Source organism: Polynucleobacter necessarius, assembly GCF_900095215.1.
In the GTDB taxonomy this organism is placed as follows: domain Bacteria; phylum Pseudomonadota; class Gammaproteobacteria; order Burkholderiales; family Burkholderiaceae; genus Polynucleobacter; species Polynucleobacter necessarius_H.
The window spans coordinates 570,622-586,055 of the sequence record NZ_LT606949.1; the positions used below are offsets into that span (position 1 = coordinate 570,622).

Genomic DNA, 15,434 nt, shown 5'->3' on the forward strand with positions numbered 1-15,434 from the left:
ATAGGGTGATATGGGTCTATTGTGCCTTGACTATTACTTGACTGACATCTAAATCATCCCCAATTGCTACACGCCTAGACTCAAAAACGCTACGCTGAACTCTTATATTATAGAGGGAGGAATTACTTTGCAGCTATCTATCGAGTGTTCTCACAAACAATTGCAACTGTTTAGGATCTCTCTAGATGCGAGAACTGTCTTAGTTTTGCTGATTATTTGGATCATTTGGGGGATTTTCAGGCTGCTGAAGATCTTCTGAATTCCAGGGGATGGTGGATGAGCCAAACCCCCGGCACTGGCAGAAATTAGGTTTGGCTGCTTCGTTCCCGACCTGACCAGGTTATCCAACCCACCATGCGGGGAGGCCCATCCAATTCCATTTTAGCTTGTTAGAATGTAAGACATGACAGCATTGGCATTAGCCCGTTCGTGGCGCCCCAAAACCTTCTCTGAATTAGTAGGCCAAGACCATGTGGTTAAGGCTTTAACCCATGCTTTGGATCAGGGTCGCCTGCACCATGCATGGCTCTTTACTGGCACTCGTGGGGTGGGTAAGACGACGATTGCTCGAATTATGGCCAAAGCACTCAATTGCACAGGATCTGATGGTTCCGGCAAGATGACTGCAGAGCCTTGCGGAAAATGCCCAGCATGTATGGAAATCGATGCAGGTCGTTTTGTTGACTACATCGAGATGGATGCCGCAAGTAATCGTGGTGTTGATGATATTGCTGCTCTTTTAGAAAAAGCGGCTTATGCGCCAAGCAATGGTCGCTATAAGGTCTACATGATTGACGAGGTGCATATGCTCACCCATCATGCCTTTAATGCCATGCTCAAAACTTTGGAGGAGCCTCCAGAGAACGTTAAATTTATTCTAGCGACTACTGATCCGCAAAAGATCCCCGTTACTATTTTGTCTCGCTGCTTGCAGTTCAATCTGAAGCAAATGCCGATACCGCTTATTGTTGAGCATCTAGAAAAAGTACTTGTCTCCGAAAAAGTGGAATACGAAGTCAACGCATTGCGAGTATTGGCTAAAGCAGCGCAAGGCTCTATGCGTGATGCCTTATCGCTTACTGATCAAGCGATTGCTTATGCTGCCGGCAAGGTCACTGAAGAGTCTGTGCGTGGCATGCTTGGCACATTGGACGATGCTTATCTGATTCGCATTCTGGATTGCTTAATTACTAAGGACGGCGCAAGTCTTCTTGCAGTCGCCAATGAAATGGGCGAGCGCAGCATGTTTTTCTCATTGGCATTGCAAGATCTCTCAAGCTTGTTGCAAAAGATTGCGGCAGCGCAAGTAGTGCCAGAATCTGTATTAGACGATTGGCCAGAAGCGGGTGAGATTCATCGCCTAGCTGGTCAACTGACAAAAGAAGAAGCCCAACTTTTCTATCAAATCACCATTACTAGTCGTCCAGATTTATCACTCGCACCAGACGAGCAGACTGGCTTTGCCATGACGCTCTTGCGTATGTTGGCATTTCGTCCGGGTAGTAATGGTGGAGGCGGTGGCTCTGCTGCACCCTCATCACCGTCAGCTCCGCCGGTAAATATCGCGCGTCCAGCAGTTGCACCGGCAACTAAAGCTGGAGCTCCTGCCGCAAGAGCATCTGCCCCAGTGGCTGCTGCACAAACTGCCGTGGCCAGCTCAGCTGAGCGGCCTGATTGGCATGCTTTGGTGCGCCAGTTGCCCGTAAAAGGTTTAGTGCAACAGTTAGCATTTCAGACAGAGTTGCAAGATTGGAATGATTCAGTAGTTGGAGTGCGCGCAACCATTGTGACGCCGATGCCGCAGTTAGCTTCCGAAGCTTCTGTTGGGCGTTTGGCTGGTGCGCTCACTGCCCACTTTGGTAAGCCAGTGAAGATCGTTATTGAAAAGGGCGAAGTGGAAGGCAAGACAGTTGCCAAGGTTGATGCCCAGATTCACCAAGAGCAAAGAATGAATGCCGAGCAAATGATTGCGGCTGATCCATTTATTCAGCAATTAGAAAAAGAGTTTGGTGCGAAGGTGGTTGGTGGCTCCGTCAAGCCTCTTTAAACCAACCTTTCTAAAAGCATCAAGCAACTGAATTTAATTTTCACTCTATATGTAAGTCATTAAGGAAAAGAAGCGATGATGAAAGGTGGACTTGCTGGCCTCATGAAACAGGCCCAGCAGATGCAAGAGAAGATGAAAACGGCGCAATCTCAATTGGCTGCGTTAGAAGTCACTGGTCAAGCTGCTAGTGGTTTGGTAAAGGTGACTGTCTCTGGCAAATACGAGCTCAAGCGAGTGCAGATTGATCCGGGTGCAATGGATGATCGCGAGATGCTGGAAGACCTCATCGTGACGGCCTATACAGAAGCATTTAAGCAAGTGGAAGCCGCTAGCGCGCAGATGATGTCTGGCGCAACTGCCGGTATACCTATGCCTCCCGGCTTCAAGTTGCCGTTCTAATTCATACTTTTTAAATACGAATTTATATATTCCATGGCGCGTATAGAAGCACCTCAAGATGCACTTGGTCGATTGATCGAGGCATTGCGCGTACTTCCTGGAGTGGGCCCCAAGTCTGCTCAGCGGATGGCATTCTATCTCTTGCAACATGATCGCAATGGCGCAGCTGTGCTTGCTCAGTCATTGGGCGAAGCAGTTGAAACAGTAGGGCACTGTACTCGTTGTAATACATTTTCAGAAACGCAGATTTGCAGTACCTGCTCAGATGGGCGTCGTGATCCATCACTCCTTTGTATTGTGGAAACACCTGTTGATCAAGTGATGGTGGAGCAGACCTTAAGCTTCAAAGGGAATTACTTTGTATTGATGGGGCGTCTTTCACCGCTCGATGGCATGGGCCCAAATGAAATTGGCTTTGATCGATTGCTCATCCGTATTGAAGCTCCGGATACCGGTGTGCCTATTCGCGAAGTAGTGCTAGCTACGAATTTCACGAGTGAGGGTGAGGCTACCGCTCATTACATCGGTGAGGTGCTTAAGGCTAAAGGCATCAAGGTGACTCGTATTGCGCGCGGCATCCCAGTGGGCGGAGAGCTCGAGTATGTAGACGCGGGTACATTGGCTCGCGCCTTAATGGATCGCCGCTAACTCTTCTGCAATCTTCCTTGTAGGTTTTTTCAAGGCACAAGTAGAGGCTTAGCCGTCAATGATCTATGGCTAAGGTGTTGTCATACCAAGGACATAAAGACTAGGTAAATTGCCTCTTTTTGGGGATAATTTGGTCTGCACCACCCTTTGGCTTCAATCTCAAGCTGTGTTTGCCTCGTTTTTCCTTCGGCATGTTGCTATTGCATTGCACTGGCATCCCAATTAGAAATTGTGAATGACCCGCAAGAAGATTTATCCATTCCTCCTGTTGAGCATCATTTGCGCTTTTTTGCTGCCTCCGCTTTTGCGCAGAGAGCAGGATCTGGCGCCGATCAAATTTCGAGTTTCGCTGATGACATTTCCTGGTTGCCAACCGAAGGGGCGCTTTTCTGTCCGCCTGTGAATGTTCACGGTCAAATAACTTACGTCAATCAGCGTTACAACAATTTCACCTCTGGTTACTCTGACGAAAATAGTCTGTCTGCATTGAAGTCAATGAGCTACACCTGGTCTGGAACTTTATTTTTAGGCGCGCGCCTATCTCCAAATACTGATGTGTATTTCAATCCCGAGGTAGTGTCGGGTGTACCTTTTTCTGATCTCTCTGGTTTGGATGGATTTACCAACGGTGAAGCCACAAAAGCGAATGGTGCGCAGGCTAATTTTTATGCTGCGAGAGCATTTCTGCGTCAAACAATTAATCAACAGGGCGATAAGGTTTTGCTTGAAAATGACGCCAATCAAATTACCAAAACGGTTAGTAGTAATCGTGTGGTTATTACTGCGGGACAGTTTTCTACCTTGGATATTTTTGACGACAGTAAATACGCTACAGATCCACGCATTCAGTTTATGAACTGGGGCAATATGACCTATCTGGCATATGACTATGCAGCCGATGCGCGTGGCTACAGCACTGGCTTAGCGGGCGAGTGGTATCTTGGAAATTGGGTCATGAGGGCTTCCCGCATGCTTGCGCCAAAGCTACCAAATGGCCGCGATTTAAATTGGCAAATTTTCAATACCTATGGTGATCAATTTGAAGTTGAGCGCCAGCATAAAATTGCCGATTTACCAGGCAAGGTAAGCGTGCGTGCTTATCGAAACCGGATGATGTTGGCGCGCTTTCAAGACGCAACGAATTATGTCATTGCTAATAATGCGCAGGGTACACAGGCAATCAATAATGTGCGCACCAACTACCAATACAAAACCGGTATCGGTATTAATGACGAACAAGCATTAACTAAAGATCTCGGTATTTATGGGCGCGCCTTTACTTCTGATGGTCACACCGAAATCATGTCCTTTACTGAGGCAGATAATTCTATGTCGATAGGCGCGGGTCTCAATTGGGCGAGTTGGAGTCGTCGGGATGACGCTATCGGTATCTCTATGATGCAAAACGGCCTATCAAGCTATCGTAAAAATTATTTGCAAGCGGGTGGGGTGTCTTACTTTATTGGCGACTATGCCGGTCCAGGCCGGACGATTGCTTATCGCCCTGAACGAATTGGCGAGGTGTATTACAACGCAATGGTTTTCAAGAATGTGTTGGCGGGTTTGAACTTTCAGCACATCAACAATCCAGCCTATAACTCGGCCCGTGGCCCTGTAAATATCCTGTCTTTTAGGATCCATGCAGAGTGTTAAGGGGTTTGCTGACCATAGACACAATGTAGCCATCATTATTATCTTTATAATCAATGACTTATATATTGTGAAATATTCGACTGTTGACTTTTGTCCCCTATAATCCTTAAAATCCTCAGAAATGGGTATAGATTGGATCTAAATCCGCATCCGGGGCTATAAAAACAGCATTTTCTTGATTTAGAGGCAGCCGCATTTGTTCATTCTCGGCAAAAACAAAACTAGGGTTGTAATACCGCTCAAAAGCTTCACGCCATTTGCGCTGGCTGCTTTTGTTATTGGCGCCTCTACTTTTTCTGTTTTAGTGCTTGCACAGTCTTCTATCGAGAGTGCCACGGCAAGTGTGACCGTTCAGTCTGGCGATACTTCCTTGGCTGCGCCACCATCAATTGCTGCGCAGTTAGGCACACAAGATCCAAAGGTGTCTTCTAGCTCCAAAGCATCAGAATGATTTGCGCCAGTAACCAAGGCGAATACTCCAAAGATTAACGCCAAACCTGCGTCATCTGGACCAATAGAAATGGATTTGCGCCAGCTTTGGAGTGAACTCAAGATTAATAATCCGCAACTGTCTTCATTGCGCGAATCTTACTTGTCCGCAAAGGCAACCGTTCCTCAGATTGCCGCGCCAGCCAATCCACAGGTTGGGTTAGTCTGGTCTGGCATGCCTGTAAATTCACCATTTGCATTAGGCGGCGCAAACGCGCCTTCCCCCAACAATCCTGGCAGCGGTGGGATTAGTAGTAATAACTCCATTTCAGTAGCGCAGCCGTTTCAGTTCCCTGGGAAGAAGAGTCTTGCTGCGGATATCGCTGATACCAATGCTGAAGCTTTGTTGGCAAGTGCTGAATCCACTTACCTGCAGATTGACGCTCAACTCTCCACTCTGCACTACAGCGCACTCTCATCACAAAAGCAATTGCAGGTACTTAAAGAGTCAGTTATTCGTTTGGAGATGATTAAGAATGTGGCTAAAGCCCGTTATGCCAATAATGCTGCGGCTTATGTTGAATACTTGAACGCTCAGCTAGCGCAAAATGCAGCCCAAGCAGATCAGTTTAATGTGGAACGTCAACTTGATGTTGCGTTAAAAAACATTTTTAGTTAGTTGGCCGCCATTCTCGTGAAAAGTTGGTATTGCGTGGTGATGTGCGTCGCGCCATGAATGGCGTTCCCACATTAATTGAGTTGGAAGATGATGCGGAAACCAGTCATCCATCTCTAAAGTGTTCTGCTTTGCAATTGGATGCAGCGCGTAAAGGCGTTGATCTCGCAAAGAAGGCCTATTTCCCGGACTTCCAAATCATTGGTTCATCCTACACACCGCGCGGCCCTTTTTCCGCAAACAATGGCGCATTGTTCTATCAATTTGAACTTGATCTAATTATTCCCCTGTCTTTCTTGACTAAAGAGAAGTATGGCGTAGAACAAGCGCAGCGCAATCAGGCTGCGGCTGAAGCGGGTAACATATCTAATCGCCAGCAAATCGTGTTGGCAGTCAATACCGCATATGCCGCTTATGAGCAGGACAAGAACCAAACTCAGTTTTTGAGAGATCGTCAGGTCCCGCAGGCGGATGCGGCTTATAAAGTGGGTTTGACGCAGTACTCCAACAATGGCCAAGGCTTTAACGATCTATTGACGGCACAAACACAATTGCGTAACTTGGACGTTGCTTTGGCTTAGGCTGAAAGCAATCTATTGCAAGCTCAAGCGGTATTACTGGTTTCAGTGGGTAAAGAGCCCTTTTCGGGAGTAGTTTTGAAAGACAAAATTCTTTCGTTTCTAAAGCAGCTGTCCGATAAGGCAAAGCCAATTCTGCATAAGGGCGCGCATCACGGTGCTCATCATGCAAAAGTGGTCGCAACTGGTTTGGCTGGTTTGTACTGGAATCTGACTCCGCAAAATCGTTATCGCGTTCGTCTGGCGACCTTTGCTTTTGCCATTCTATCTGTCGGCATTGTTGTGTGCCGTCTTGCCAATGTTAATCGCGCGGTAAAAATTGAAGCTTCCAATAAAGCCTTCAAGGTGGAGAGCAGCGGTATTTTGGAGCTAAAGCTTCATGGTGTGACTCTCAATCCAGCAATTTATGTTTTTCAGATGGCCGAAAAAGTGCAGGTTCCAGTCAACATTAAAGTCCTGGGACGTTTGGCGTTTAACGCGGAAAAATCGAAAGTGCTTTTAGCGCGTGCGCCGGGTCGAGTAGCGCGTATTTATGCTTTCGATGGTGCTCAGGTTGATATTGGATCACCCATCGTTGAGATGTATAGCCCTGAATTTCTTTCAGCGCAGCAAGCGTACTTGTTGTCATCTAAAACCGCTAAGGTGCTTGAGTCCAATAAAACCATGAGTGACTTGCTTGGCGATGCTCGCATTACTCAGCAGGCTGCCGCAAACCGTATGCGTAATCTGGGTGCGGGCGAGGGTGATATTAAGAGCATAGAGACTACGGGTAAAACCACTAGTAATTGAGTGATGCGCTCTCCTCTGAAGGGCGTAGTTGTGAAGCGGGGCGTTGAACCTGGCGCCGTGGTTAATTCCGGTGACGTTATTGCCACATTGGCTGATCCAAAGCAACTCTGGTTCTTGGGTAATGTTTTCGAGCAAGATTTCCGCTTAATTAAGCAAGGTCAAAAAATGGTCTCGCATCTTGAGGCCTACCCAGAAAAAGAGTTTGTTGCTTACGCTAATTACATCGCGCCGACAATAGATCCGCAAACTCGCGCACTGCTAATTCGTGCTGATGTTGAAAATACAGACGACTTATTGCGTCCCGATATGTACGCTTCTGGTTTATTAACTACTGGTAACGCGGATGCTGTAGTTGTTCCGCAATCAGTCATTGTTAGGGTTCGAGAAAATCGTTACGCGATCATTAAGGTTGGCCCAGAAACATTCTTTCGGGTGCTTGTGAAGAGGTATGACCTCAATAGTAAGAGTTTCGCGATTACCGAGGGCGTGGAGCAGGGCTGGCAAGTGTTGACTGAAGGTGCAGTTTTGTTAAACGATCGCTTTGCTAAACAGGAGGACTAAGTGAGCGTTTTCACCTCCTTTATTCGAGAGGTAGTTGAGAAGCCCGCGCTTGTCATTTTTGCTTCTATTGTGTTGCTTGGTTTGTGCATGCTCAGCGTGAGTAAGCCCCCCATTCAGCCTTACCCGGGCGTTGCGCCACTCACTATTCAGGCAATTTCTCAATGGCCCGGGAGAAGTACCACTGAAGTCGAGCAGCAAGTTACCATTCCTGTTGAGAATGCCTTAGCTGGTATCCCAGGTCTGCAAGCTTTCCGCTCAGTATCGCTGTTTGGCCTCTCCGTTGTAACTCTGACATTTAATGACACTGTCGACCCCTTCAAAGCGCGTCAAGTTTTCATTAGCAATTTATCAAATGTTAGCTTTCCGCCGGGAGTTACCTCCAGCATCAGTCCAGATTCAGATGCTACTGGCGAGATCATGCGCTATGAGGTGCGCTCTGATTACGTCTCATCCACTTTGCTAAAGACTTTGCAAAACTATGAAATTTATAAAGAGCTCAAGCAAACCCCTGGTGTAGCAGACGTATCTTCATTTGGTGGAAAGGTTCGCCAATATCAAGTGATTGTGAGTCATGAAAGCTTGCAGGCTAAAGGCATATCGGTCAATCAATTAATCTTAGCTCTCACAAACGTCAACAGTAATACGGGTGGGGGCTTATTGCCCAGTGGTGAGCAGCAGTTCGTGGTTCGTGGAGTTGGCTTATTAAAGAATATCGATGACATTAAGCAGGTGGTTATCACTCTGAACAATGGTGTTCCGATTCGAGTGGGAGATGTTGCCCGCGTAGAGATTGGCAATGCCCCACGTTTGGGTATGTTCCAGTTCAATGACAATCCTGATGCTGTTGAAGGGATTGTGTATTTGCGTCGTTGTGAGAACGCTACGGAAGTCTTGGCCCGCGTTCGTAGCACTGTGGAAAATATCAATAAGCATGTCTTGCCACCAGGGATTGAAGTAACACCTTTTTATGATCGCCAAGTGCTTTTAGCTATCACCATTGGTACTGTTAAGCACACTTTATTCTTTGGTATCTCCTTGGTATTGGCGGTTCTATTTTTCTTCTTAGGCAATATCCGGTCGGCTGCCGTAGTGGCTGCGGTGATTCCTTTAGCGCTTTGTGTCTCCTTTATTCAGATGCACTTGTGGAGTGTTCCGGCTAACATGATTTCTTTAGGCGCAATTGGCTTCGGTGTCATTGTCGACTCTGCGGTGATCTTGACGGAGAACGTCATGCGTCATCTGGAAGAGGGCGGTAAGCGGCTCAACCAGAGCATTATTTTGGCAACGAGCGAAGTGCAGCGCGCGATGATTTATTCCACGGGCATCATCATCGTTGCCTACTATTCTTTATGGGCGGTGTTGATGGCATTATTTTTAAGCCGATGGCATTCACCATGGGTTTTGCTTTGATCGCTGCAATGGTGTTGAGCTTAACTTTCTTGTCAGCCATGATTTCACTGGTCTTTGGTGAAAACTTGCATCACAAACCACCGTCTTTTATTACTAAGCTTTTGGATGGTTACAAACCTTTACTTAGAAGATGGATGGATCGCCCATTAACAGTTTTCTCCGTAGCGGTTTTTGTGTTGGGCATTACCTTATTGAGTATGACTCGCTTAGGGACAGCCTTCTTGCCAACCCTAGAAGAGAATAATATTTGGTTGCGAGTAACACTCCCAAATACAATGGATTTGGATTATTCCGTCAAGATCGCCAATCAGTTTCGTGAAACCTTTATGACTCAACCTGAGATCGATCAGGTTGCCGCTCAGATCGGTCGACCTGATGATGGCACTGATTCAACCGGTGTATTTAATCAAGAGTATGGCCTTTATCTAAAGAGTCCTGACAAGATGCCTAGCAGATCGACTAAAAAGGATTTGATTGTGTATTTAGAAACAGAGCTTAATAAGCTACCGGGAATTACCTATAGTTTCTCGCAATACATTCAAGATAACGTGAATGAAGCTTGATCTGGCGTAAAGGGTGAGAATTCCGTCAAGATATACGGTACAGACTGAGATGTGCTCGACCAAAAAGCGCATGAAGTAATTGATCAGCTAAAGCAGGTGCGTGGCGTTGCTGACGAGGGCATTCTCAAAGAATTAGGTCAGCCAACCCTGAATATTCAAATTGATCGCGATAGAGCTGCGCGTTATGGCATCAATGTGAACGATATTCAGACGGTGGTTACTAACGCAATTGGCGGAGCCGCGGTAACCAATTTGCTTGAGGACGAAAAAACCTTTGGCATTGCTGTGCGTCTAAATGCAGGCAGTCGCAACGATGTCGCCGATATTGGGCACTTATTGGTTGATGCGCCGGACGGCACCAAGATACCTTTGTCGATGGTTGCCACGGTTCGTTTAACGGATGGCCCATTCTTTATTTACCGTGAGGCAGGAAAGCGCTACATCGCGATTAAGTTTAGCGTTCGTAATCGTGACTTAGGTAGCGCGGTAGAAGATGCCCAGTTCTTGGTGGAGAAAAATATCACTTTGCCACCAAACTATTCGATTAGTTGGGATGGTCAATTCAATCAGATGAAGCAAGCGCAGAAAAAGTTGATGCTCATTGTGCCGCTTGCTTTATTGGGAATTTTCTTGTTACTTGTGAGTGCGTTTGGTAACTTCCGCGACGCTTCGTTGTGATGAGCAATGTGCCTTTTGCCGCAATTGGTGGCGTGATTGCGCCGCACTTGGCTGGCGAAACGTTAAGCATCTTCACCTTCTTTGGTTTCTTATCATTCTTTAGTATTGCGATTCAGGATGGCGTCATGCTCATATCCTTTATTAATAAGACTGCCGCCACTGAGCATGGTAAGATGAAAGATGTGATGGTGGAGGGTGCTTCATTGCGAGTTCGCCCTGTTTTGATGACGGCAGCCCTTTCTGGAGTGGATCTTTTGCCTGCCGCCTTGTCCCATTCAATTGGTTCCGAGGCGAAACGTCCTTTAGCTCTCGTTATTGTGGGTGGCATGGTCACTGCCACCATTCTTACGCTCCTAGTATTGCCAGTAATTTATGGCTGGTTCAGAGCGCGTGCGTTAACTCCGGCCAGCAATATTTAATTTGATAGACAAGGGAAAGTAATCAACTGTTATGAGTAACCGTCAACCCCACATCCTGGTTTCGAATGATGATGGCTATTTGGCTCCGGGCTTATTGGCTTTGGTCAATGCCGTGCGCCCTTTGGGTCGTATTACAGTAATCGCTCCCGAGCAAAACCATAGTGGTGCCTCTAATTCCCTAACTCTATCCAGACCACTCTCGATTCATCGAGTAGCTGGTGGTGAGCGCGATGGCTTTTTCTTTCTCAACGGCACACCTACAGATTGTGTCCACGTTGCTATGACAGGCTTTCTGGATGAGAAGCCCGATTTAGTGATTTCTGGAATTAATCAGGGTGAGAATATGGGGGAAGATACGCTTTACTCTGGCACTGTGGCTGCCGCGATTGAGGGTGTGATGTTTGGGGTGCCCGGCATTGCTTTCTCTCAAACGGATCGCGGTTGGAATCGTGCTGAAGATGCCGCTAAAGCAGCGCATGATGTAGTGGCTCAGATGCTGGTCTCTGCTTTAAGCAAAAAGCATGCTGATGGTGTAGCAACATTACTCAATGTGAATATCCCGAATCGTCCCTATGCGGATCTTTATCGCTGGCGCGTTACTCGTTTGGGTAATCGCCATCATTCACAGCCAGTGGTGGTGCAAGATAGTCCGCGTGGCGAAAAGATCTACTGGATCGGTGCCGCAGGGGATGTAAAAGAGGGCTCTGAAGGCACAGACTTTCATGCGATTGCAGAGGGGTGTATTTCAATTACACCAATGCAGTTGGATTTAACGCATCATGCGCGTTTAGCGGCGATGCGAGCAAATGGCTGGGATCGCGGTTGAAGGTTCCCACCGAACGCTTTGCCGTCTATCGACAGGCCCTAGCTGCAAAAGTGCACGTTGGTGGTGTCAAGCACGGAAAAACACTAGAGGCAATTGCAACCGTTCCAAGACATGCATTTATGGATGCGGGTTTGCATACGCAAGCTTATGAAGATACCGCATTACCCATTGGGCATGAACAAACCATTTCAAAGCCATCCGTGGTGGCGCGTATGATTGAGTTACTCCATAAACCAAAGCACAAGCTTGGCAAGGTGTTAGAGATTGGGACTGGTTGTGGCTATCAAGCAGCAGTGCTGAGTTTGCTAGCTGATGAGGTTTACTCTATTGAGCGCATTCGCCCTCTCCATGATATGGCTAGGGCAAAGTTACGCCCATTTCGGATTAATAATATCCGCCTGATTTATGGCGATGGTATTTTTGGGTTTTCCCAAAGCAGCTCCATTTGATGGAATTATTTTGGCTGCGGCAGGTTTAGGAATTCCGGATGCTTTATTGGATCAGTTGTCGATTGGTGGGGGCGCTTAGTAGCACCAGTGGCGAAAAATGATAAAGAGCAGCAACTGGTGATGGTGGAGAGAATGAGTTCCCAGCGCTATCAAAGAAGAACCGTGCTGGACGAGGTCTTTTTTGTCCCCTTACAATCAGGGGTAGTATGAGATTTATGATGAATTTCCAATTCAGAACCTAATTTGATGCCGCTGACATTATTGAAGACTTTTCTTATTGCGCTCATCACCACATCCTTGATGTTGGTAGTGGGTTGCTCTACGCCTCGCACTAAACCCGCTAGTGTGACTGATCGCACTGGCGCTGCTAGTAAGCCAGCTCCTCCTGGCTACTATCGAGTAAAAAGGGGCGATACCTTAGCCCGCATTGCCTTGGATAACGGTCAGGCACCACGTGATGTCACTCAGTGGAATAAGGCAGTCAATCCGAGCTTTAATCCCAATGTGATTGCAGTGGGTGATTTAATTTTGATTAAAGCACCGGGTGACACCAAGCCTGCGCGTGTTGCTCAGAAGAAAGCGGTAACCGATAAGCCTGACTCCCCGGCACTAGTCCAATCTCAGACATCAACTCCAGAACCAGCAAAGTCAGAAGTTGTTGCTGAACCCGGTATTCGCTTATCTTGGCCTGTCAAAGGTAAGATCACAGGTGAGTTCAGTGAAGCTAACAAAGGAATTGATATCGCCGGCAAAGTCGGGGAGCCTGTTCTGTCGGCATCAGATGGCAAAGTGGTGTACGCGGGCAATAGCTTACGTGGATATGGCAATCTCGTGATTGTGAAGCATGACAACACCTATCTGACTGCTTACGCGCATAACAGCAAGCTCTTGGTAAAAGAGGGTGATGCTGTTCGAAAAGGGCAAAAGATTGCCGAGATTGGTGATACAGATGCCACCTCAGCGAAGCTGCATTTTGAATTACGCGTCAACGGTAAACCAGTTAATCCAACACCGTATTTGCAGTAAGTTGCAGTAAACACGCATGGCGACTGTTCTCGTATTTGATATTGAAACCAGTCCGGATGTAGCGGGTTTGCGTCGCCTGGAAGATTTTCCGGATTCGATGGGCGATGCCGAAGTGGCAGCTCAGGCTATGTCTGATCGTGCCGCCAAAACCGGTAGTGAATTGCTTCCTTTATTCTTCCAAAAAATTGTTGCCATCTCTTGTGTGATTCGTAGGACAACGAAGGAAGGGTTGCCGCAAATTAAAGTGGGCACCTTAGGAATACCGCAGGATGATGAGAAGGTCCTGGTTCAAGCTTTTTTGATTTGGTTGAAAAATATACGCCTCAATTAGTTTCATGGAATGGCAGTGGCTTTGATTTACCAGTATTGCACTATCGCGCCTTAGCCAATCATGTGCAAGCTTCTCGTTATTGGGAGATGGGTGAGAGCCAAGAAGCCGATAGCCGAGAATTTAAGTGGAATAACTACATTAGTCGCTACCACATGCGTCATTTGGACATGATGGATCTGCTGGCTAAATTTAATGGTCGCGCCAATGCGCCATTGGATGGCTTAGTAAAGCTCTGTGGTTTTCCGGGCAAGATGGGCATGTACGGTAGCCAAGTCTGGCCAGCCTACCAAGACGGCAAAATTAATGATATTCGTCGCTACTGTGAGACTGATGTTGTCAATACTTATCTGATGTATTGCCGCTTTCAATTATTGCGCGGTGGATTTTCTCTTGAAGAGTATCAAGAGGAAATTCAATTTGTACAAGCATATTTAGAAAAAGAATCCAAAGAACCTAACAGCGGTCAATGGCAAGAATATCTCCAAGGTTTTTCAGCAGATGCGTAGATGGGATAAGCCAGTCAATATCGAAGTGGCTGCGCCAATACAAGTTGAAGCTTTAGATCTCGATGCTCAGGGAATAGCCCGTTTAGCGCCTAATGAAGAAGAGCTTTCTCAAGGGCAAAGTGGCAAAGTAATCTTTATTAAAGGCGCATTGCCAACGGAGGTAGTCAGATACACCATCATCAGCGATAAGGCGCGCTTTAGTAAAGCCAAAGTGCGTGAGATTCTTAAGCCTGCGGTATTTAGAGCTGCACCCAAATGCGCTGCATTTGGTGTATGTGGTGGCTGCACTATGCAGCATTTGAATATTCGCGCGCAAGTAGCGATCAAACAACGGGTTCTGGAAGATGACCTGCAGCATATTGCCAAAGTAAAGCCTGGGGAAATTCTGCGCCCAATGGGTTGTCCTACTTGGGAGTATCGTCACCGCACGCGATTAATCGCTGTAAATCGCTCTATTAAAAAAGGAACTGTATTAATTGGTTTTCATGAGGGTAAGAGCGGTTATGTAGCTGATATGTTGGCATGCGAAATTTTGCCCAGGCATATCTCCAATCTTTTGCCGGAGATGCGTAAATTGGTCATGGGTTTGTCTATCGTTGATCGCATGCCGCAGATTGAAATTGCCGTAGGCGAACCAGCAGATCCGCAATCAGATGATCCTAATAACTCAAGACCAGTCACAGCTTTGGTGTGTCGCAATCTCAAGCCTTTAACAGGTGAGGATGAGCGACTGCTACGAGCATTTGCTGATCGACATCAAGCTTGGATATGGCTGCAACCCAAGGGCATAGAGACGGTGGCGCCGTTTTACCCAGAGCTTGGCAAGCTTTGTTACCGCTTGCCTGAATTTGAAATTGAGATGCCGTTTCAGCCTGCCGATTTTACGCAGGTCAATCACATGATGAATCGCGCCTTGGTAAGCAGGGCGATGCGATTATTGGAGGTGCAGTCAACGGATCGTGTACTGGATTTATTTTGTGGCATTGGTAACTTCACATTACCGCTTGCCAGAAAAGCAAAACAGGTTTTAGGCATAGAAGGGCTTGAGAGTTTGACAACTCGTGCAAATGCGAATGCGCACCATAATGGTTTGGTCGATAAAGTCAGCTTTATGCGAAGCGACTTATTTGAAGTGACGCCAGAAACAGTTGCTTTTTGGGGTAAAGCGGAGCGCTGGCTCATGGATCCTCCACGCGAATGGGCGATGGAAATTTGTAAAGCGCTTGCAGAATTAAATGTGCAGCAAAGTGATTGGCTGCCACAACGGATAGTCTATGTCTCATGCAATCCAACAACCTTGGCAAGGGATGTCGAAATCTTGTGTCATGAAGCGGGCTACCAACTGAGCAGTGCCGGGATTATTAATATGTTCCCCCACACCTCTCATGTGGAGTCAATGACGGTCTTTGATCGCTTGTAGTCGGCTAAATAGGTAGGATGGAAAAG

The 15,434-nt window shown here is 47.0% G+C and carries 11 protein-coding genes, 1 other RNA gene and 4 pseudogenes; 15 read left to right on the forward strand and 1 reads right to left on the reverse strand.

Annotated elements, in window-relative coordinates; translation table 11 throughout:
- Positions 1–272: 272 nt before the first annotated feature.
- An RNA gene (ffs, locus tag DXE35_RS03185) (signal recognition particle sRNA small type) lies at positions 273–371 on the reverse strand.
- A 32-nt stretch (positions 372–403) separates the two neighbouring features.
- Between ffs and dnaX the strand changes: the two genes are divergently transcribed.
- The 15 genes and pseudogenes from dnaX to rlmD all read left to right on the forward strand — a co-directional run bounded on the left by dnaX (position 404) and on the right by rlmD (position 15,408).
- Positions 404–2,047, forward strand: coding sequence for a DNA polymerase III subunit gamma/tau (gene dnaX, locus DXE35_RS03190; protein WP_114689543.1), 1,644 nt, complete (start codon positions 404–406; stop codon positions 2,045–2,047).
- Positions 2,048–2,122: 75 nt separating this feature from the next.
- Positions 2,123–2,446 (forward strand): YbaB/EbfC family nucleoid-associated protein, encoded by a 324-nt coding sequence (locus DXE35_RS03195; protein WP_114689544.1) that lies wholly within the window; start codon positions 2,123–2,125, stop codon positions 2,444–2,446.
- Positions 2,447–2,479: 33 nt separating this feature from the next.
- The gene (gene recR, locus DXE35_RS03200; RefSeq protein ID WP_114689545.1) at positions 2,480–3,094 is read left to right on the forward strand and encodes a recombination mediator RecR; all 615 of its coding nucleotides are present in this window, start codon (positions 2,480–2,482) and stop codon (positions 3,092–3,094) included.
- Positions 3,095–3,325: 231 nt separating this feature from the next.
- Positions 3,326–4,747 carry a carbohydrate porin gene (locus DXE35_RS03205; protein WP_114689546.1) on the forward strand — a complete coding sequence of 474 codons (1,422 nt, stop codon included), beginning with the start codon at positions 3,326–3,328 and terminating at the stop codon, positions 4,745–4,747.
- 196 nt (positions 4,748–4,943) lie between these two features.
- On the forward strand, positions 4,944–5,198 hold the full coding sequence (locus DXE35_RS03210; RefSeq protein WP_114689547.1) for a hypothetical protein: 255 nt from the start codon (positions 4,944–4,946) through the stop codon (positions 5,196–5,198).
- Positions 5,199–5,267: 69 nt separating this feature from the next.
- Positions 5,268–5,855, forward strand: a complete 588-nt coding sequence (locus DXE35_RS10270) for a TolC family protein (RefSeq protein ID WP_231969979.1) — start codon at positions 5,268–5,270, stop codon at positions 5,853–5,855.
- 23 nt (positions 5,856–5,878) lie between these two features.
- Positions 5,879–6,433, forward strand: a complete 555-nt coding sequence (locus tag DXE35_RS10275; RefSeq protein ID WP_231969980.1) for a TolC family protein — start codon at positions 5,879–5,881, stop codon at positions 6,431–6,433.
- 381 nt (positions 6,434–6,814) lie between these two features.
- Positions 6,815–7,780: pseudogene (locus tag DXE35_RS10280) on the forward strand (efflux RND transporter periplasmic adaptor subunit).
- Positions 7,781–9,190 carry an efflux RND transporter permease subunit gene (locus tag DXE35_RS10285; protein WP_231969981.1) on the forward strand — a complete coding sequence of 470 codons (1,410 nt, stop codon included), beginning with the start codon at positions 7,781–7,783 and terminating at the stop codon, positions 9,188–9,190.
- A pseudogene (locus DXE35_RS10290) lies at positions 9,175–10,850 on the forward strand (efflux RND transporter permease subunit). The gene DXE35_RS10285 and the pseudogene DXE35_RS10290 overlap by 16 nt, the downstream one beginning before the upstream one ends.
- 31 nt (positions 10,851–10,881) lie before the next feature.
- A complete protein-coding gene (gene surE, locus DXE35_RS03230; protein WP_114689548.1) occupies positions 10,882–11,676 on the forward strand; it encodes a 5'/3'-nucleotidase SurE in 795 nt (264 codons plus the stop codon).
- 29 nt (positions 11,677–11,705) lie between these two features.
- Positions 11,706–12,335 (forward strand): annotated as a pseudogene (locus DXE35_RS03235) (protein-L-isoaspartate(D-aspartate) O-methyltransferase); the annotation flags it as partial.
- A 36-nt stretch (positions 12,336–12,371) separates the two neighbouring features.
- Positions 12,372–13,151: a peptidoglycan DD-metalloendopeptidase family protein gene (locus tag DXE35_RS03240; protein ID WP_114689549.1), complete on the forward strand. Its 780-nt coding sequence runs from the start codon at positions 12,372–12,374 to the stop codon at positions 13,149–13,151.
- Between the two features lie 16 nt (positions 13,152–13,167).
- Positions 13,168–13,988, forward strand: a pseudogene (locus DXE35_RS03245) (3'-5' exonuclease).
- A complete protein-coding gene (gene rlmD / locus DXE35_RS03250; RefSeq protein ID WP_114689550.1) occupies positions 13,981–15,408 on the forward strand; it encodes a 23S rRNA (uracil(1939)-C(5))-methyltransferase RlmD in 1,428 nt (475 codons plus the stop codon). The pseudogene DXE35_RS03245 and the gene rlmD overlap by 8 nt, the downstream one beginning before the upstream one ends.
- The last annotated feature ends 26 nt before the right edge of the window (positions 15,409–15,434 follow it).